This is a genomic window from Neoroseomonas soli (assembly GCF_018129065.1).
GTDB lineage: Bacteria > Pseudomonadota > Alphaproteobacteria > Acetobacterales > Acetobacteraceae > Neoroseomonas > Neoroseomonas soli.
Map to the genome: position 1 here is coordinate 20,346 of NZ_JAAEDM010000005.1, position 19,586 is coordinate 39,931.

At 69.8% G+C, this 19,586-nt stretch carries 14 protein-coding genes and 1 tRNA gene; 4 read left to right on the forward strand and 11 right to left on the reverse strand.

All coding sequences use genetic code 11. The features are described 5' to 3' along the window. Nucleotides 1-41 precede the first annotated feature (41 nt). Nucleotides 42-1,301, reverse strand: a complete 1,260-nt coding sequence (gene murA / locus GXW76_RS03030) for a UDP-N-acetylglucosamine 1-carboxyvinyltransferase (protein WP_211860513.1) — start codon at nucleotides 1,299-1,301, stop codon at nucleotides 42-44. A 17-nt stretch (nucleotides 1,302-1,318) separates the two neighbouring features. Beyond that, entirely contained in the window at nucleotides 1,319-1,873 is a 555-nt protein-coding gene (gene dcd, locus GXW76_RS03035) for a dCTP deaminase (RefSeq protein WP_211860514.1), read from the reverse strand. A 389-nt stretch (nucleotides 1,874-2,262) separates the two neighbouring features. On the opposite strand from dcd, the gene GXW76_RS03040 reads away from it, so the two are divergent. Both GXW76_RS03040 and GXW76_RS03045 read left to right on the forward strand, forming a co-directional pair. Further along, nucleotides 2,263-2,337, forward strand: a tRNA-Thr gene (locus tag GXW76_RS03040). 148 nt (nucleotides 2,338-2,485) lie between these two features. Continuing rightward, a complete protein-coding gene (locus GXW76_RS03045; protein ID WP_408904300.1) occupies nucleotides 2,486-4,192 on the forward strand; it encodes a DEAD/DEAH box helicase in 1,707 nt (568 codons plus the stop codon). 237 nt (nucleotides 4,193-4,429) lie between these two features. Here GXW76_RS03045 and GXW76_RS03050 read toward each other — a convergent pair whose 3' ends face one another. From GXW76_RS03050 to GXW76_RS03085, 8 genes are all read right to left on the reverse strand, one after another. Continuing rightward, nucleotides 4,430-5,131: a NeuD/PglB/VioB family sugar acetyltransferase gene (locus GXW76_RS03050; RefSeq protein ID WP_211860515.1), complete on the reverse strand. Its 702-nt coding sequence runs from the start codon at nucleotides 5,129-5,131 to the stop codon at nucleotides 4,430-4,432. Further along, nucleotides 5,131-6,270 carry a DegT/DnrJ/EryC1/StrS family aminotransferase gene (locus tag GXW76_RS03055; protein WP_211860516.1) on the reverse strand — a complete coding sequence of 380 codons (1,140 nt, stop codon included), beginning with the start codon at nucleotides 6,268-6,270 and terminating at the stop codon, nucleotides 5,131-5,133. The genes GXW76_RS03050 and GXW76_RS03055 overlap by 1 nt, the downstream gene beginning before the upstream one ends. Further along, a complete protein-coding gene (locus tag GXW76_RS03060) occupies nucleotides 6,270-7,271 on the reverse strand; it encodes an NAD-dependent epimerase/dehydratase family protein (protein WP_211860517.1) in 1,002 nt (333 codons plus the stop codon). Before GXW76_RS03060 ends, GXW76_RS03055 begins: the two co-directional genes overlap by 1 nt. Then, on the reverse strand, nucleotides 7,261-8,385 hold the full coding sequence (locus GXW76_RS03065) for a DegT/DnrJ/EryC1/StrS family aminotransferase (RefSeq protein WP_211860518.1): 1,125 nt from the start codon (nucleotides 8,383-8,385) through the stop codon (nucleotides 7,261-7,263). Before GXW76_RS03065 ends, GXW76_RS03060 begins: the two co-directional genes overlap by 11 nt. Further along, nucleotides 8,382-9,407 carry a Gfo/Idh/MocA family protein gene (locus GXW76_RS03070; RefSeq protein WP_211860519.1) on the reverse strand — a complete coding sequence of 342 codons (1,026 nt, stop codon included), beginning with the start codon at nucleotides 9,405-9,407 and terminating at the stop codon, nucleotides 8,382-8,384. Before GXW76_RS03070 ends, GXW76_RS03065 begins: the two co-directional genes overlap by 4 nt. Then, nucleotides 9,404-9,916: an acyltransferase gene (locus GXW76_RS25930; RefSeq protein ID WP_211860520.1), complete on the reverse strand. Its 513-nt coding sequence runs from the start codon at nucleotides 9,914-9,916 to the stop codon at nucleotides 9,404-9,406. The genes GXW76_RS03070 and GXW76_RS25930 overlap by 4 nt, the downstream gene beginning before the upstream one ends. A gap of 696 nt (nucleotides 9,917-10,612) precedes the next feature. Beyond that, nucleotides 10,613-12,907: a calcium-binding protein gene (locus GXW76_RS03080; protein ID WP_211860521.1), complete on the reverse strand. Its 2,295-nt coding sequence runs from the start codon at nucleotides 12,905-12,907 to the stop codon at nucleotides 10,613-10,615. 332 nt (nucleotides 12,908-13,239) lie between these two features. Then, complete coding sequence (locus GXW76_RS03085; protein ID WP_211860522.1) at nucleotides 13,240-14,199, reverse strand: right-handed parallel beta-helix repeat-containing protein; 960 nt, start codon at nucleotides 14,197-14,199, stop codon at nucleotides 13,240-13,242. On the opposite strand from GXW76_RS03085, the gene GXW76_RS03090 reads away from it, so the two are divergent. Further along, complete coding sequence (locus GXW76_RS03090) at nucleotides 14,199-15,368, forward strand: right-handed parallel beta-helix repeat-containing protein (RefSeq protein ID WP_211860523.1); 1,170 nt, start codon at nucleotides 14,199-14,201, stop codon at nucleotides 15,366-15,368. The two genes, GXW76_RS03085 and GXW76_RS03090, sit on opposite strands and share 1 nt — an antisense overlap. A gap of 83 nt (nucleotides 15,369-15,451) precedes the next feature. Next, nucleotides 15,452-17,773, forward strand: a complete 2,322-nt coding sequence (locus tag GXW76_RS03095) for a hypothetical protein (RefSeq protein ID WP_211860524.1) — start codon at nucleotides 15,452-15,454, stop codon at nucleotides 17,771-17,773. 24 nt (nucleotides 17,774-17,797) lie between these two features. Here the strand turns inward: GXW76_RS03095 and GXW76_RS03100 are convergent, their stop codons facing one another. Further along, the gene (locus GXW76_RS03100) at nucleotides 17,798-19,147 is read right to left on the reverse strand and encodes a DUF5935 domain-containing protein (protein WP_211860525.1); all 1,350 of its coding nucleotides are present in this window, start codon (nucleotides 19,145-19,147) and stop codon (nucleotides 17,798-17,800) included. Between the last annotated feature and the right edge of the window lie 439 nt (nucleotides 19,148-19,586).

Below are 19,586 nucleotides of genomic sequence, written 5' to 3' on the forward strand. Positions count from 1 at the left end.
TACACCAGGGTCGCCGGAGTCGATGTCATCGCAATTTCGTTTCAGCCCGGCAGCCGTTCGATGTCGGCGCCGACGGCGGCGAGCTTCGCCTCCACCCGCTCATAGCCGCGGTCGAGGTGATAGACGCGGTTGACGATGGTTTCGCCCTCGGCGGCGAGGCCGGCGAGGATGAGGGAGACGGAGGCGCGCAGGTCGGTTGCCATGACCGGCGCGCCGGCGAGCCGCGGCACGCCGCGCACGATGGCCGAGGCACCGTGGTAGTTGATGCGCGCGCCCATGCGCGCCAGCTCGGGCACATGCATGAAGCGGTTCTCGAAGATCGTCTCGGTGATCATCGCGGCGCCCTCGGCCACGCACATCAGCGCCATGAACTGCGCCTGCATGTCGGTGGCGAAGCCGGGGAAGGGTTCGGTTACCACATCCGTGCCGCGCAGGCCGTTCAGCCGCGAGACCTTCAGCCCGCCATCGGCCTCGGCCACGTCCACCCCGGCCTCGCGCAGGATGCGGACCACGGCCCCGAGATGATCGAGCCGCGCGCCGCCCAGCAGCACCGACCCGCCGGTGATCGCCGCCGCGCAGGCATAGGTGCCGGCTTCGATGCGGTCCGGGATGATCGGATGGGTGGCGGCGCCGAGGCTCGGCACGCCTTCCACCAGCAGCCGGTCGGTGCCGAGACCCTCGATCCGCGCGCCCATGCGCATCAGGCAGGCGGCGAGGTCGGTGATTTCCGGCTCGCGCGCGGCGTTGACGATCTCGGAGGTGCCCTTGGCCAGGGCGGCGGCCATCAGGATGTTCTCGGTCGCCCCCACCGAGACCTGCGGGAAGATGATGCGCGCGCCCTTGAGCCCCCCGGGCGCGCGGGCGGCGATGTAGCCGGCTTCGATCTCGATCTCGGCGCCCATCTGCTCGAACGCCTTGAGATGCAGGTCCACCGGCCGCGTGCCGATGGCGCAGCCGCCGGGCAGCGAGACGCGGGCCTGCCCGTAGCGCGCCAGCAGCGGGCCGAGCACGAGCACCGAGGCGCGCATCTTGCGCACCAGGTCGTAGGGCGCCTCGAGATTCGTCGCCGCGCCCGACATGGTGATGGTGCGCGCCTGCTTGTCGTGCGCGACGGCCAGCCCGTGCTGGGCGAGCAGCCCGGCCATGGTGCCGACGTCGGCGAGGTCGGGCGCGTTGGTCAGCGTCAGCGGCCCGTCCGAGAGCAGCGCGGTCGCCATCAGCGGCAGCGCGGCGTTCTTCGCCCCCGAGATCTGGATTGTGCCGGACAGCGCCTTGCCGCCGCGGATGCGGATGCGATCCATGCCGGTCCTCTACCTTGTCAGAGCCGCGGCAGCGCGACGCCGCGCTGGCCCATGTATTTGCCCTTGCGGTCGGCGTAGCTGACCTCGGGCGCGCTTTCCCCCTTCAGGAAGAGGAACTGGCAGACCCCCTCGTTCGCATAGACCTTGGCGGGGAGGGGGGTGGTGTTGCTGATCTCGATCGTCACCTGGCCTTCCCATTCCGGTTCCAGCGGCGTGACGTTCACGATCAGGCCGCAGCGGGCGTAGGTCGATTTGCCGAGGCAGATCACCAGCACGTCCCGCGGGATGCGGAAATATTCCACCGTATGGGTCAGCACGAAGGAATTGGGCGGGATGATGCAGACGGGGCCCTTGCGGGTGACGAATCCGTCCTCGCTGAAAGCCTTGGGGTCCACCACCGCGTTGTCCACGTTGGTGAAGATCTTGAACTCGTCCGCCGCGCGCGCGTCGTAGCCGTAGGAGGACAGGCCGAAGGAGATCACGCCCTCCCGCCGCTGGGCCTCGACGAAGGGCTCGATCATGCCGTGCTCGGCCGCCATGCGGCGGATCCAGGTGTCGGGCATGATGGGCATGGGTGTCGCCTGGCCTGCGTTAAGGACGGGCGGGCGGGGGCGCGACGCGACGCGGCCCCCGAAGGCCCGGGGCGGCCCGATTAGCCCATGGGCTTGGGCGGGGCAACCTTGGGGGCGTCGGCGGGCTGGTCCGCGGCGGCGTCCCGCGCGCGGGCCTGGGCCTTGCGGCGCTTCAGGTTCTCCCGCAGCGCGGCGGCCAGGCGGGCGGCGCGATCGGGCGAGGGAGGCGGCGGCTGGCGGGGCTGATCGGGGCGGTGGGCCATGGCGCGGAAAAAGTGGCGGGGCGGGAGTTTCGCGGCAAGGGGCGTGGCCATGCGCGGGCGGCATGCGCGACGGGGTTGCGCCCGAGCCGCCATCCGCCTAGAGAGTGCGCCGCCCGCGGGCCAGGCGCTGTTGTAGCTCAGTGGTAGAGCACTCCCTTGGTAAGGGAGAGGTCGAGAGTTCAATCCTCTCCAACAGCACCATGTTTCTCAATGGCTTGGGTCTCTTGGGGGTCCGGTCGAACGGGAACTGGAACGGACCGGACGGCGATCCCGGATCGGAAAGTGGCACAAGGCCGGCACAGTGGTGCGGCCGGCGTTCCCGGTCCGGTCATTTCAGGCGCCAATGCCGATGCTCATGACCCCGAGCCCCGTCGCCGCGCCGCCTTCCTTCGGATTCATTCCCCAGATGTCCTTCGCCGACCTGCCCGCCCCGCTGCGCACCGCGCTCGAAGGCCGTGGCTATGCCGAGCCCACCCCCGTCCAGGCAGCCGTGCTGCAGCCGGAGGCGGCGGGCCGTGACCTGCTCGTCTCCGCCCAGACCGGCTCGGGCAAGACCGTCGCCTATGGCCTTGCCCTGGCGGCGGACCTGCTGGGCGACGCGCCCCGCCTGCCGCCGGCCGGCGCGCCCCTGGCGCTGATCGTCGCGCCGACGCGGGAACTCGCGCTGCAGGTGAAGGCGGAACTCACTTGGCTCTACGCTCCTGCCGGGGGGCGCATCGTCTCCTGCGTCGGCGGCATGGACCCGGTGGCCGAGCGCCGGATGCTCGCCCAGGGCGCGCATCTCGTCGTCGGCACGCCGGGGCGGCTCAGGGACCATCTCGAACGCGGCAATCTTGCCCCGGGCTCGCTGCGCGCCGTGGTGCTGGACGAGGCCGACGAGATGCTCGACCTCGGCTTCAAGGAGGAACTCGAGGCGATCCTCGAGGAAACCCCGGCCGAGCGCCGCACGATGATGTTCTCCGCCACCGTGCCGCGCGGCATCGCAGCGCTGGCCAAGGGCTACCAGCGCGATGCGCTGCGCATCGAGGCGACCAGCCAGGGCGAGCAGCACGGCGACATCGAATACCGCGCCGCCCTCGTCGCACCGCATGAGCTCGAGCGCGCGGTGGTCAACGTGCTGCGGCTCGAGGACCCGCGCATCGCCATGGTGTTCTGCGCGACGCGCGCGACGGTGGCGCGGCTGCACGGAAACCTCGCGGAGCGCGGATTCTCGACCGTGGCGCTGTCGGGCGAACTCTCCCAGTCCGAGCGCAACCGCGCGCTCCAGAACCTGCGCGACGGCCGCGCCCGGGTCTGCGTCGCGACCGACGTCGCGGCGCGGGGCATCGACCTGCCGGATCTCGGCCTCGTCATTCACGCGGAACTGCCACGGGACCCGGAGACGCTGCTCCATCGCAGCGGCCGCACCGGGCGCGCCGGCCGCAAGGGCGTGAGCGTTCTGCTGGTGCCGCATACCCGGCGCGGCCTGGGCCAGCGCCTGCTGACCGCCGCGCGGGTGAAGGCGACCTGGGGCCCCGCGCCCTCGGTCGAGGCGATCCACGCCAAGGACGCCGAACGCCTAGTCGAACAGGCCCGCACGCTTGCCGCCGAGGAACCGGCCGAGGAGGATCTCGCCGTCGCCCGCACGCTGCTGGCCGATCCCGCCCTGGCGGCGCAGGGCGCGGAGGGTCTCGCTGCCGCGCTGGTGCGCGTGCTGCGCGCCCCGTTGCCGGCGCCGGAGGAACTCTCGGACGTCTCCGAGCGCCCGCAGCGGCGCGAGGCCCCGACCCCGCGCGCGGAAGGCGACCAGGAAGGCATCTGGTTCCGCATGGATGTCGGTCGCAACGGCAATGCCGATCCGCGCTGGCTGCTGCCGTTCCTGTGCCGCCGCGGCCACGTCACGCGGCAGGAGATCGGCCGCATCCGCATCCTGGGACGGGAGACGCAGTTCGAGGTCGCGCCCTATGCGGCCGCCCGCTTCGCCGCCGCGGCGCGCCGGGCCGAGGGCGAGGACGCGCACATCCGCGTCGAGCCCATGCAGCCGGTGAAAGGCCCGCCGCGCCGGCCGCGGCAGTAGCCGCGCCGGTTGCGGCAGTAGGGCGGGGGCGTTGCCGGCGGCGCGGCGGGGCCTTGGCCCGGCCGCGGCGCAAGGACCCTGCGGCCCCGGCAAGGCCTTCCATTCGCCGGCCGGCAGATGGCTGCGCCGCTTGCCGAGCAGTTTCGCGCCGATGCCTCGCCACTGCGCCATCCGCCCCTGGCCGGCGCCATGCGGCTTCGTCGCCTCGGTGGGTAGCGGGCGTATCCGCGCCGCCGATCAGGGGTTCGGTGCGCTGCGAAGGATGTAGGCCGGATTCCCGACCACGGTGGCGCCCGGCGGAACGTCCTTGAGGACGACCGCACCCATGCCGACGAGAGCGCCAGCGCCGATGGTGCAGCCTGGCCGTATGCAGGCGCCCGTCCCGACATAGGCGCCGGCACCCACGCGCACGCCACCGGCCAGGTTGGCGCCGGCGGCAAGCGTCGCTCCGGCCGCGATCTCGCAGTCATGCCCGACCAGGCAGTGCGCTCCGATCCAGACATGGTCCTCCACGCGCACCGCGCCGGCGATGGCGCAGTGGGGCCCGATGCAGACATCGCGGCCCAGCGCGGCGCGCGGCGAGACCGAGGCGAAGGGATGGACGAGGGTCGCGAAGCGCAGGGTCGGCAGGCCGGTGCGGGCGATGATCCCGATCTTCTGCCTGTGCGTCCGTTCGCTCGCGATCGCGTTGACGAACACGGTATCGGAGAGGGGGCCCGAAACATCGGCGAGCGACGCCCCCTCCTCGAGGCGGCCGAGGATCGTCGCGCCGAAATGGCCGGCCCCCGCGGGCCGTGCATCGTCGAGGAAGCCGGCGACCTTCCACCGGCACTCGAGCATGTTCACCGCGTCGAGGATGTCGAGGATGTCGTGCGCATTGCCGGACGCGCCGATGATGACGATGCGCCGCGCCGACCCCGCGAGAGTGCACGTCGCCATCAGTGCCGGAGCGCGCCCGACAGCGCGCCGACGACCTCGTCCTGCATCGCCTCGGTCATGCCGGGAAAGAGCGGCAGGAGGATGGTGCGGTCCTGCGCGGCCTCGGAAGCGGGCAGGGGGAAGCGCCGCGCCCCGGCATAGGGGCGCTCGCGGTGGATGCACATGATCCCGCGGCGCGTCGCCACGCCGCGGTCCAGCATGTGCTGCATCACGTCCCGCTGGTCGGCGCCGTCGGGCAGCCGCACGGCGTAGCTCTGCCAGTTGGTCCGCGCGCGGTTGGGCTCGATCGGCGGGGCCACCCTGGGCAGCTGGTGCTCGAGCCGCTCGCGGTATCCCGCCGCGAGCGACCGCCGCGCGCGGACGATCTCCGGCAGCCGGCGGAGCTGCTCGATGCCGACGGCGGCTTGGATGTCGGTCAGCCGATAGTTGAAGCCTTCGACGTCGTAGCTTTCGAAGATGACCTGCGGGCTGCCGTGTCGCACCGTGTCGGGGATCGACATGCCGTGCTGGCGCAGCAGGCGGAAGCGCGCATCGAGCTCCGGGTTCCGCGTGGTGAGCACCCCGCCGTCGCCGACGGTGACGACCTTGCGTGGATGGAGGGAGAAGCAGGCGACATCGCCCGCGGGCACGCCGACAGGCTGCCACTGGCCGTCGTGGAGCATCTCGGACCCCAGGGCGCAGGCGGCATCCTCGACCACGGGCAGGTCGTGCTCGCGGGCCACCGCCATGATGGCATCCATGTCGCAGGGCATGCCGATCTGGTGCACGCAGAGGATGGCGGTCGTGCGCGGCGTGACCGCGGCGGCGATGAGCGCCGGGTCCATCGTGTAGCCGATCGGCTCGATGTCGATGAAGACGGGCTCGGCGCCGCAGTATCGGATGGCGTTGGCGCAGGCGATGAAGGTGTGGCTGACGGTGATCACCTCGTCGCCCGGCCGGACGCCGACGCCAAGCAGCGCCAGGTGCAGCGCCACCGTGCAGTTGGAGACGGCGCAGGCGTGGGGGCTGCCCGTCAGCGCCGCGAAATCGGCCTCGAAGCGGGCGACGCGCGGGCCCTGGGTCAGCCAGCCTGAGCGGATGACCTCCGCGGCGGCTTCCGCTTCCTCCGGTCCGATCAGCGGCTTGGTGATGGGAATCATCAGGCTGCTCCCGCCGTCATGCTCTGCTCGCGCCACCAGCCGACGAGTTCGGCGATGCCCTCCTCGAGCGGCACGCCGGCGTCGAAGCCGATCAGCCGGCTCGCGGCGGAAACATCCGCCAGTCGGCGCGGCACCGGGTTCACGGCCCGCGCCTCCTGGTGAAGTGGCACCAGCTCCGGCCGCCCCATGACCCGCGCGAGCAGGCAGGCGAGGTCGAGCAGCGAGGTCTCCGTCCCGCTGCCGACGTTCAGCACCACATCCGAGGCGGGCGAGACGGCGGAGAGGATGTTGGCGCGCGCGACGTCGCGCACATGGATCATGTCCATGGTCTGCAGCCCATCGCCGAAGATGACGGGCGGCAGGCCGGCGGCGACGCGTTCCATCCAGCGCACCAGGACTTCGGTGTAGCGCCCGTGGATGTCCATGCGCGGGCCGTAGACGTTGAAGTAGCGCAGGGCGACATAGTCCAGGCCGTGCATGTCGTTGAAGGATCGCAGCAGGCCCTCGGCGAAGGACTTGGCGGCGCCGTAGAGGGTGCGGTTGCCGTAGGGGTGCTGGCTCTCCGGCGTCGGGAAGACCTCGGCCATGCCGTAGACCGAGGCGGTCGAGGCCACCACCATCTTGCGCACCTGCGCGGCAAGGCAGCGTTCCACCAGGTCGTAGGTGGCGGCGACCATCACCTCGAAGGCCTGCCGCGGTTCCTGCGCGCATTGCGTGATGCGCAGGGCGGCCTGGTGGAACACCACATCGGCCCCGCGCACGAGATCCGCCATCACCGCGTCGTCGCGGATGTCGCCCTCGACGAGCCGGACGCGGTTGCTCGCCAGCGCGCGGGCGAGGTTGTCCCGCCGTCCGCGCACCATGTTGTCGATGACGCGGATCTCGGCGCAGCCCTCGGCGAGCAGCAGGTCCACGATATGCGAGCCGACGAAGCCCGCACCGCCGGTGACCAGGCAGGTGGATCCCGCGAGGCCGAGCGGCCTTCTGTCGTCAGGCTGCATGGCTCTTTACCGCGCCTTCGGATGCGAGGCGCAGCAGCGTGTCGCAGATCTGGCGCTGCTGTGCCGGGGTGAGTTCGGGGAAGATCGGCAGGGAAAGGAATTCCTCGGCCAGCCGTTCCGAGACGGGGAAGCTGCCCGGACCGCGGCCGAGCTCGGCATAGGCGGGCTGGAGATGGACCGGGCGCGGATAATGCAGGCCGGTGGCGATCCCGGCCTCGGCCAGGCCATGCGCCAGGCGGTCGCGCTCAGGATGGCGGATGGCATAGACGTGATAGACGTGTTCGAGTTCCTTCGGCTTCGCCGGCGTGCCGATCGGCGAGCCGGCGAGGAGGTCGTCGTAGAGCGCGGCGACCTCGCGCCGGCGGCGCGTCCATTCCGGCAGGTGCTTCAGCTTGACCGCGAGGATCGCGCCCTGGATGCCGTCCATGCGGTAGTTGAAGCCATGGCGGACATGGTTGTAGCGGCCTTCCTGCCCCCAGTCGCGCAACTGGCGGATGGTCGCGGCGAGGTCCTGCCGGTCGGTCACGACACCGCCGCCTTCGCCGCACGCCCCGAGGTTCTTTCCCGGGTAGAAGCTGAAGCAGCCGATGTCACCGATGGTGCCTGCCGACCGGTTGCGCATTCGCGCGCCGTGGGCCTGCGCCGCGTCTTCGATCACCGCAAGGCCATGGCGGCGGGCGATCCGGGTGATCGCATCCATCTCCGCCATTCTGCCATGCAGGTGCACGGGGATGACCGCGCGGGTGCGCGCGGTGATTGCGCGCTCGAACGCCGCGGGGTCGAGGTTCCAGGTTTCGGGATCGACATCCGCCAGGACGGGCGTCGCGCCCGCATAGCGAATGGCGGCGACCGTGGCGACGAAGGTCATCGCCGGTGCGATCACCTCGTCCCCCGGCCCGATGCCCAGCGCCAGCAAGGCGAGATGGAGTGCGGAGGTACCGGAGTTCAGCGCGATCGCCTCCCGCGCGCCGCAGAAGGCGGCGAAGTCGGCCTCGAAGGCGTCGACCCGCGGGCCGGAGACGTAGGCGCAACTCGCCAGCGTCTCGAGGACCGCCGCGTCGAGCTCCGCCTTGATGCCGGCGTATTGCGCCTTGAGGTCGAGCAGCGGGATCACGACACTTTCCTCATCTGTCCGATCTCCACAGGGTGACCGCGCTGGCGCAGCGAGGCGGTGGCTGCCTCGAGCGTCTCGACGACACGCAGGCCGCTCGCACCGGAGGTGACGGGCTCGCGCCCGGTCGCGATGCAATCGACGAAATGCTCGATTTCGGTGAGCAGGGCTTCCTTCACCGAGAGCTGCGGAGCCCACATGTCGCCACTGCGGTAGGAGATGCGCGCCGCAACCGTTTCCGGTCCGTCCCCCAGCGTCACGCCGCGGTCGTAGATCTTCACCTTCTCGCTGGGCTCGAGATCGTTCCAGACGATCATCTTCTTGCTGCCGCCGATCAGCGTCTGGCGCACCTTCACGGGCGCGAGCCAGTTGACGTTGAGATAGGCGACCGTGCCCGAGGGATAGAACAGGCTGAGATGCGCCATGTTCTCCGTGCGCCCGCGGATGTGGCCCGCGCCGCTCGCCGATACGGCGAGGGGCTGTTCCTTGAGCAGGAAGTCGAGCACCGACAGGTCGTGCACCGCGAGGTCCCAGATCACGTTCACGTCGTGCTGGAACAATCCGAGATTCACCCGCGTGCTGTCGTAGTAGAAGACCTCGCCGAGTTCGCCGCGCGCGATGATCTCCCCGATCTTCTGCACCGCGCTCGTGTAGACGAAGGTGTGGTCCACCATCAGGACGCGGCTGCGGCGCGCGGCCTCCTCGATCAACCGGTGCGCATCCTCCGAGGAGGCGGTGATCGGCTTCTCGACGATCACGTGCTTCCCCGCGCAAAGGGCGGCGAGGGCGAGTTCGTGATGGGTGCCGACCGGCGTCGCGATCAGGATCGCATCCGTCGCGGGGTCGGCGACCAGGCTGGACCAATCCTGGTGCAGGGTGGCGCCGGGGTGGCGCTTGGCCGCGCGGGCGAGGGCGGGCGCGGAGGCGTCCGCGATGCCGGTGAGTCGGCAGCCCTCGGTCTCGGCGACGCAACGCGCCAGGTTGGGGCCCCAGTAGCCGTAGCCGATGACACCGATGCCGATCATGAGGCCTCGCTTGCCGTTGCGGCGACCGCCTCCGGCGCGCGGTCGCGGACGTCGCCGACCACTCTCGCGGGAACGCCGGCGACGATGGCGTGGTCCGGGACGTCGCGCGTGACGACCGCCCCGGCGCCGACCAGGGCACCGCGGCCGACGACCACGCCGGCGATGATGGTGGCGTTCGAGCCGATGGAGGCGCCCCGGCGGACCAGGGTCGGTACCACCGTCCAGTCGGCCTCGGTCTTCATGGCGCCGGTCGCGGTGGTGGCGCGCGGGAATAGCTCGTTCGTGAAGATCACACCGTGGCCGATGAAGACTTCGTCTTCAATCGTTACGCCCTCGCAGATGAAGGAGTGCGACGAGATCTTACATTGGGCGCCAACGGTACTATTCTTCTGGATCTCGACGAACGGTCCGATCTTCGTCCCGGCGCCCACCGAGCAGCCGTACAAATTAACGAGATCCGGGTGCGTGACAACGACGCCTGCACCTAATTGAACATTGGTGAGCGGCATGACGGGAGCATCCGTCATTCAAGCCGCGGTAGCAACATTAAAATAAAAGAAAGAGTCCAAGAAACATAATAGCGGTATCCGAGGGGCGTATGGTGAGTATTGGCTGAGCGTGACGTGGCTGCTGCAACCATTGGAGAGTCTGGCGGGGCCGCTCGGCAACCGGATGGGGCGCCGCCGAGCGTTGCGCATCCGTCCGCATGTGCCCTCTGCGCTTCCGCGTGACGACAGCAGGGCTGGGTGGAAGGGCAGGATGAAGGGCGCGCGGGTGAGATCCGAACTCCACGCCGCCTGCGGCGCGGGGGGCCAAGGGGGTGCCGCCAATTGGTGGCTGAGGCAACGACCAAGGTGGCGCCGCGCTGATGCGGTTCCGCCTGCCACGTATGGGCGAACCGATCGCCGACCGCCGCTTGCACCCCTTCAACGCGCAGTCGGAAACTGCCTGTCCGCCGCGCCCCTGTGCTCTGCCGCCAGCACCACCGGATCGAGCGTGTGTTCGGTCGTCGGGAAGGGGCCGCGCCATGCTGGCGGACCTTGCTTGCCGCTGCCCTCCCGCGCCTGCTCGAGGCGCGGGAGGGCAGCCCCTGGAGCGGTTTCCGCCCGATCCGGCTGACGGGCACCGCTCCAGGTCTCTGCTCTTGTGAGCATCCTCACCCGATCAGGTGCTTCCACCTGATCGGGCTCTGCGCTGGCCTGACCTTAGAGCAGGAACCAGTCCGCCGTGGGTCCGGTCGCGCTGGTGACGTTGATGGCGAAGTCCGCCGCGCCGTCGCCGTTGATGTCGCCGCGCACCTGGTAGGAATCGCCGCCCAGCGAGGCGACCATCACCTCGCCGGCCTGCTTCCCGAAGCTGGTGACATAGGCGAAGGCGTCGTCGCCGGCCTGCGACAGGTTGGCATCGATCTGCCGCAGGTCGATCCGGTCCTGCCCGGCCACGAAGTCGACGATCTGGTCGGGCGCCTTCGTGGTGCTTTGGGAGGCATCGAGGAAGCGGAAGTGGTCCCCGCCGTTGCCGCCGATCAGGACGTCCCGCCCCACGCCGCCGATCAGCACGTCGTTGCCGTCGCCGCCGCTGAGCGTGTCGTTGCCGGCCATGCCCCAGAGCACATTGTCGCCTGCATTGCCGATGATGGTATTGGCGAGCGCATTGCCGGCGCCGGTGACGAGGCCGGCCCCATCAAGCCGCAGCACCTCGACATTCGCCGAGAGCGTGTAGCTGGTGCCGCCCGTCGCGGAGACCGTGTCGATCCCGGCGCCGGAGGCCTCGACGACGGTGTCCCCGCTGCTGTCGACGACGTAGAAGTCGTTGCCCTTGCCACCCACCAGCAGGTCGTTGCCCGAGCCGCCGTCGAGCGTGTCGTTGCCTTGGTACCCGTAGAGCGAGTCCGCGCCGTCGCCGCCCTGCATGCCGTTGCCGAGGGCATTGCCGTTGAGGAGGGCGCCGCCCTTGGCGGTGGCGACGACATCCTCCACGTTCGTGGTCAGGGTGTAGGTCGAGAGGCTGGTCTCGACCTTGTCGCGGCCGCCCCCGTTGCCTTCGACCACCACGTCGCCGGTCGAGTTCACGACGTAGTGGTCGTTGTCGGCGCCACCGATCATCCGATCGTTGCCGGTCCCGCCGTCCAGCGTGTCATTCCCGGCGCCGCCCTCGAGCGTGTCGTTGCCCGCGAGCCCGACGAGGAGATCGCTGCCGCCGTTGCCCCGCGCCAGGTCCGCGCCCGCGGTCAGCGTCGGCGCATCGTTCATGACGTCACCGCCGATGAAGAGACGGCCGGTGACCTCGCTGGCGCTCGAGACCGAAACGCTGCTCGACGAGCCGTTCGAGGCGGTGACGCTGAGGCGGAGTTGCTCCCCGACCTCGCCCGCGCCCGGCGTGAAGGAGAGCGAGGTGGCGCCCGTGATGTTCTTCCAGGTGCCGGATTCGAGCGACTGCCACTGATAGGAATTGGTGACGCCGGTGGTCGACGTGGAAGCGGCCACCGAAGCGCCGAGGGCCTCGCCCTGGGTCGGGGTGGTGTCGCCGAGCGTCACGGTGAGCGACGGCAGGGCGGGGGGGGGCGTGGGCGTGGGCGTGACGGCCTGCCAGGGCGAGGAATAGTCGAGGGCCGACCCGCTCGAGAGGTAGGTGGTCCCGGAGACGTTCGCCGCACCCGAGCTGATCTGGCCCGAGGTGAGCCCGTAGACGTCGTTGCCGGAGATGGTCGCGGCGATGCCGGTCGCGTTGACCAGCAGCTTCGGGCTCGTGCCCGACATGTTGTTGAGGACGACGTTGTCGGAGATCAGCAGGCTCGAACCGGCGTAGGGCGCGCTCTCGCCGCCGAAGTGGACGATCGCTGGGTTGTCGGAATTCGCGCCCTGCTGGATGACGTTGCCCGTGATGATGCCGACACCGCCATTCGGCAGGTCGATGCTGTAGCTCGCCGTGCTGGAGTTGTCGTAGATCCGCGAGTTCGTGATGATCGTCTCGCTCGCGCGGCTCTTGATCTCATGGCCGACATTGGCGTCGTGGAAGTAGCTGTTGTCGATGATGAGCTTCGCGACGTTCCCGACGTAGATGTTGTGGGAATAGCCGTCGCCGGCGCCGTTGAAGGCGAATTCGGAGTCCTTGATCGTGACGGTCGCGCCGGGGATGCTGCCGATCAGCAGGCCGTTCTGGTTGTCGTGGAAGTAGGACGACAGGACCGTGAGGTCGCCGGCCTCATGGCGGATGCCGGTGCCGTTCATGTCCGGCACCTTGGTCCCCGAGAAGCTGAGGTTCTGCACCGTCACGTCGTTCTGCGTGACGAGGATGCCCTTGCCATTGGGCGGCGGCACGGTGGCGACGAGGTTCGCCATGCCGCCCACACCCACGATGGTGATCGCGGTCTTGATGGTCGCGAAGTCGTTGTAATAGGTGCCGGCCTGGACAGCGATGGTGTCACCATCGCGGGATGCCCCAATCGCTGCGGCAATCGTGCTGTATTGTTGGCCTGCGCCAACGGTCAGAGTAGCCAAGATCTTGCCCCCTTTTCATTTTGCGGGGGCGGCTGGATGCTTGTTCCAGACCGGGAATACATGCCGTGATCCCCCCTGCAGTGCTGCCGATGCACCTGATGTGCTGCGGCGGCACGAGACAACCAGAAATTGTGGCGACGAGGGGGCAGGGGCAGAAAACAGGTCCGCTTTCGCGAGATTGTGAGCAGAAATTCCCGTAACGCGAGCGTGTCGCGGATGCTGATCAACCAGTTGGGCATTTCCGCGCTACGTGCGAGTCGTCATGAATTGGGACGGAGAAGGCTGACCGTTGCTGGAGTGGATCCCGATCAGGGGGTGGACCAGATCGCGCGCTACTCGGCAACGGCGAAACGCGACATCGGAGGCAGCGCCGTCACTCGGCCGTCGCCGCGCAGCGGCTGCACCGAGCCCGTGATCCGGTTGCGCACCAGGATCGCGGGCGTCGCGGTGTGGTTCGTGACGAACGCGGTGCGGTAGCGGCCATCGAGGACGAAGCTGTTGTCCTCGATGAGGATCTCGGGCGTCGGCCGGTTGACGCCTTCCGCGCCGATCGCGATGGCGGTGGAGCGGTTCTCCGAACGCGGCCCCTTGCGCATCCGATTGCCACGGATCAGGACCGCGCCGCCGTTCGGCACGTCGATCAGGTAGCTCGCGGTGCCGTCCGGGCCGTCGTCGATCTCGTTGTCGAGGACCTCTGTCCGCAGCGCCCGCGACTTGATGTGGTGCCCCTCGCGCGTGCCGACGAAGCGCGACCTTTCGACGCGGAAGAGCGCGACGCCACCGACGTAGATCCCGTGTGCGCAGGCCCGTTCGCAACTGCCGTTGCCGATGAACTGGCTGTCGCGGACGATCAGGCTCCCGCGCGGCTGTCCGCCGGACAGGATGCCGTTCTCGTTGCCGATGAAGCGGGAACCTTCGACCGTGAGCCCGACACCCTCGGCGCGGATGCCGGCGCCGTTGGCGTCGGGAACGCGCGCACCCGAGAAGGTAAGGTTCCGCACCACGACGTCGTTGCCGGTGATGACGAAGATTCCTTTTCCCTGGCAGGTGCGTTCGGTCACGATGGTGCGCGCCGCGTCCTCTCCTTCGATGACCAGGCGGCTGTTCCGCCACACGGCGCAGTCCCTGTAGGTGCCCGCCGCAATGCGGATCGTGTCGCCGTCGGCCGCGGCGGCTGCCGCATCGGATGGTTGCGCGTAGGGGCGGCCGGGCCCAACCTCGAGCACGCGGGCCCCGGAAGGCTGCGTGCAGACCAGTACCAGCAGGCCAGCGGCCAGGAGGACGGTTCGCATTGGCGGGGATCCCAAGGGCAGCGACGACGGAACGCTACGGCACGCGGCGCCGCTGCCGCAACCGAACTGCGCTGCGAAGGCTGGCCTGCCTCGTCGTCGCCGGCGCCGCGACCCATGTCCCGCCTGCCCCTGCTGCGGAACTCGTCGTCGGGGAGGGCGCGGCCTACCCGCTGCCGAGTGCGGCCGCCGCGGCCGTCCGGCCGGGCGACCGCGTGCGTATCCTTCCCGGGACCTATTACGATTGCGTAGTCTGGGCCGTCGACGGGATCGAGATCGTGGGCAGTGGCGAGGCGACGCGGATCACGGACCGCATATGCCAGGGCAAGGCCGTGTTCGTGGTCACCGGGAACGGGATCATGATCCGCGGCCTGGTCTTGACGCGCGCGCGCAGCCTGGACGGCAACGCGGCGGGCATCCGCCTGGAAGGGCGCGACCTGACGCTGCGGGACGTCGTGATCGAGGACAACCAGGATGGCGTCGTCGCGCCCGGCATCGCCGGAGGAACGCTGCGGATCGAGGACAGCGTCTTCCGCGCCAACGGAACCGCCAGCGCCGAATCGCCCACGGGCGCGGTGCGCGTCGGTCCGCTCGAACGACTGGTGGTCACCCGCACGCAGTTCACTGCCGGCCGCGGTGAATCGGTCATCACCTCGGCCGCGCGTTCGACCGAGATCGCGAACAGCCTGATCGAGGCGGTCCCAGCCGGCCGCGGGCCGACAGTGCGCGTGGAGGGCGGCCTGCTCATGGAGGGAACGACGATCGCGCCGGGCGAAGGCCCGCGAGGACGCCGCGCCGCCGTCCTTGCCGTGGGTGGAGACGGCGCGGGAGATCTCATCCTCCGCGGCAACCGCCTCGCGGGCGAGGGCACCCTGCTGGTGAACTGGTCAGGCCGCGAGGCGCGTCTGGCGGGCAATGAGGTCGGGCGCGCCAGCCTCGCGGAAACGCGCGATGGCGCCTGGATCAACCGGGCGCGGGGCCTGGCGCGGGCAGCATACGACGCGGTGCGCGAGGCATTTCGCGACGCCCGGCGCGCCCTGAAGGCGCTGCTGCGGTCGATCCTGCGCGGGGACGAGGCGCAGGCCGGCGCGCTACCGGTCGGCGCGACGAGCATGGCCATGGGCCGCGGGCGCGGCGTGCGTCGCGGTGGTCGTCGCGCGGTGCGTCGCTGACGATGCACGCGCCGGCACCGCGAGGCGCGGAGCAGTCGCAGGACGGCCTCCGACCCTCACGGCCTGCGGCTGCGCTGGGCGCGGTGACGCTGAGCCTCTGGCTGATCGTCCTGGCCTGCGTCACCTGGTTCGTGCTGGACCCGGTGAAGGACGCGGTGCTCGTCGCCTGGGTGTCGGGCGGGCGGGCGCTGGCCTGGCGCGACGCTGCCGTCGCGGCGGCCGGGGCGCTGACGGCGCCGCGGCTGGCCTTGCTGTGCCTCGCGGCAGCGGTGACGGTCGCACTGCCCGTCATGGAACGGCGGCGGCAGGCCTTCAGCGCGCTGCTCACGGAAGGCGGATGGCCGCTGCTGCTCGCCTTCGCGGCGCTCGTCCTGTGGTTCGGGCACAGCTACCTGGGCCACGGGCTGCTGCTCAGCGGGGACACCGTGGCGCATGTCTCCATGGTGACGACCCGCGTGGCGGCGATCGAGACGGGTGACGACCCCTATTGGACCAATTTCAAGCGCTTCGGCCAGCCGCTCGAAGCCTTCTACAGCCCGACGACCTTCTGGCCGCTGGTCTGGCTGGCGCTCGGGTCGGGCCCGATGGCGGCGCTGCGGATCTTCCTTTTCATCGCGCATGCGCTCTCGGGCCTGGCGGCCTATGGCATGTGCCGTCAGTTCGGGTTCGGGCGCCGCGCCGCCGTCATTGCCGGCATCGTCTATGCGGGGTCCTTCGCGCACCTGCATGCGCTGCTGTACCGGGGCAATATCCCGTTGGCGCTGTCGCTGGCGGTGCTGCCGCTCTGCTTCCTGCTGCTCCATCGCGTTCTTGCCGCGCCGCGGGTGACGGCCGCTCCGCTCGTGGCCCTGGCCGTCGCGTGCGGCGTGCTGCTCGCGAACTACACGCCTTTCGGTGTCATCGCCGGCATCGACATGGGCCTTTTCGCGATTGCGCTGATGCTGGCCGGCCAGGCGTCCTGGCGGCGCCTGCCGGCGCTTGCCGCGGCCGCCATCGCCGCGGGCGGGGTCGCCGCCTTCGTGCTGGTGCCTGCCTGGCTGGCACAGAGCGAGGTCAAGTCGGTTCCCCTGGCCGAACTGGTCTACCTCGAATGGCCGGGCCTCGCCTATTTCGACCATCTGCTGGTCTGGCGGGGCTGGCGAACGAACATGCCGGGGGCGGCCGCGTATCTCGGCATCGTCGCGGTTGGCCTTGCCGTGCTGACCGTGCTGCGCGCGGCACTCGGCCGCGAGCCGCCGGGGCCGCAGCGGACACTTCTGCGCATTCTTGCCGGGCTGCTGGTCCTTTCGCTCTTCCTGCGCGGCATGCATGTCCGCGACATCGGCTTCACGCTGCTGTTCATGGCGGTGCTTGCGGGGGCGGGCCTCGATCACCTGCTGTCGCGCTTCGGCCGGCGGCACGGTCTCACGCTGACGCTCGCGGCGCTGCTGCTGCTGGATCTGGGCTCCACGGCCATCCAGCCCATCGGCAGGACGGACAAAGGGTTCCTCGAACGTGCCGGCGCCTATCTGGCGGCCTCGCGTCCTCCCTCGCGCTACCTCGAAGGTCGCGTCGAGGAAGGCCGCTTCGCCTATGAGCCCGGGACGGGGATGCTCACCTGGTATGCGGCGGAATCCGTAGGCGGCGGCCATGTGGAGATGGCCACGCCCGCTTGGATCCACGGCGATCTGGCGGGGCTTCTGGTCGAGGAGGACCTGCGTGCCCACGGCGCCCTCCGGGCGGAGACACAGGATCTGCTCTGCCTGCTGCGGGTCGGGCGGATCATCGCGACGGAGCCGTCGTCGATGGGCCTGCCGACGTTGGTCCGGGATACCGAGGCGGAGGGCCCGCTCGGCCGGGTGCTGGTGCCACGCTGCGCCTTCTCGGTCGTCTTTGCGCGGGAACTTGCTCCCGCGCCGATGGCGCCGATGGACGCGCGCGTCGGCTACGGGGACGACACCCACAGCGCCAGGATGCCGGCCTACCGACGTTTCGTGCCCGCGCTGCTGTCCGGCATGGCGCTGGACCGGGAGAGCGGAACTGCGTTTCGCATCCTCGTGCCAGGACTCCAGGAGCCGCGGCGCGTGGGCGATGCGGCGGCTTCGGCCGGCGGTGTCGTGGTCCGGCGCTACGACGTGAGCGGCGCACGCGTCCGCATCGACGCGGAGGCCGCGGGGGCGGGCTTCCTGCGCCTCAGCCACGCTTGGCACCCGCGCCTCATCGTGTCCGTCAACGGCAGCGGCGTGGAGGCGCTTCGCGACGTCACCGGCATGCTCGTGATCCCCGTCGGCGCCGGTGCCCTGCATATCGAGGTCACTCCCGGGCCCGACAAGGCGCGCATCCTCGGCGAGGCGGTCTCCGTGGCCACGCTGGCCGTACTGCTCATGATATTCGTCGGAGCAGGATTGCGTCGCCGGCGGCCGTGATGACCCTGCCGGCGCGGGCTTCGCTCAGGCGCCCGAAACGGAACGCCGTGCCCGCAGCCGCCACGAGGGCATCGGCGCTTCCGGCGCTTCATGCCGTGCAGCAGGAACGCGCGCCCTGGCGAGGAAGGCTGTCGCGCAGACGGCCAGCGCGAACAGGTAGTAGTGCAGCGGTTGGAACGCGATGCCGACAAAGGCAGCGCCCGCAAGGTAGATCACCATCGACTGCATCAGCGCCAGCGCCAGGCTGTCGAGCCATTGCAGGGATTCGTTGTCCCGCGCCCGCTGTCGCAGCGTGCGCATGTTCGCGAAGAAGGTCAGGAGGATGGCGCCGAATATCGCCGCGCCGACCCAGCCATGCTCGCCGAGCACCTCGAAGAAGATGCTGTGGAAGGCACGCCCCTGGACCTCCATCACCTGCCCGTCGGGCATCGCCACCATGGCATGGTTCGCCAGGTAGGCATCGAAGCCTCCGCCCTGCGGATGCTGATTGGCGAAGTCGATGGTCCAGCCCCAGACGACGAGCCTGGTCAGCGCCGAGGCTTCCTGCTGCGCGTCGAGGGACGTGGAGATGCGGGCGAGCCAGCTCTCGCCCATGAGCGGTACGACCACCGCGCCGGCGGCGAAGAGCAGGATGGCCACCGCAAACTTCCTGCGGGAATGCCACCAGGTCAGCGCCGCCCATACGAGGCAGGCGACCACGGCGGAGCGTGCGAAGGTGGCGAAGGCGCCCAACACCGCGATGGCCGGCGCCGCGATATAGGCGTAGCGGAGGAGGCCCCTGGCCGGCGCCAGGATCGACCATCGCCGCAAATGGGCGATCAGCGGCAGGGACGCGAATGCGTAGGTCGCGAGGGTGCTGCCCTCGCCGCCCCAGCCGGAATTGACGCCCACCAGCCCGAGGGCGCGGAAGTAGCCGCCTCCCGAGATGAGGCCCTTGATGGCGTAAGGCAGGACATTCGCGAAGATCGTGCAGACGATGACGAGGACCGCTGCCTCGATCTGGATGCGTGTGCGGAACGCGAAAGGCAGCAGCGTCGAGAAGGCCACCGTCTTGAAGGCCCAGTCCCACTTCTCCCAGGCTGCATCGGGGAACAGGGCCCAGGTCGTCGTCAGCGTGATCCAGGCGGCCCAGACCAACAGCAATGCGGTCAGCAGGCCCAGGCGTGGCGGGTCGCGCCGGTCCGCCAGCAGATAGCCGCCGATGGCCAGCACCGCCGTGATCATGGAGATCGGCAGCAGGCGCCCGATCTCCGGCGACACGTATTGTGGCTGGAACAGGTCCACCCAGAGATAGGCCAGGGCCAGGACGAACGGCGCCGCGCACCCGATCAGGAGGAGCAGGCTCCAGACCAGCAGGATGAAGAGGCCTTGCATGCGCGACGCCGCAGCCGCTGGTCAGCGCGTTCTGCGCCAACCCCTTGCGGGGAAAGCCCAGATCGATTCCGCCTTCTGCGCGCGCTGACCGCGGCGGTCGAGGAGCGCGGCGCGGAAGGCAACGAGGACGACGGCCCCGCAAGTGATCAGGATCACGAAGTTGTCAATCATGGCAGATGCCGAAGCCGTTACTTAGAAAAACTACCATATCTCCTGGCCTTGGCGCGAGAACTGTCAGTGCCCGGAATGACGAGGCGCCACGAACTCCCCCCAAACCGCATGCATTGACCAAATTGCAACTTTCGAGAGAAGGGTGGGGATGCTAGCGACCCGGTCCTTCGCATCGGATATTCGGTGCACATTTATTGGTTGTGTTGATCTGGGGGTAACGCAACCAATGATCGATACCGCCCTTGCGGGCACCCGGACTTGCCGCGGG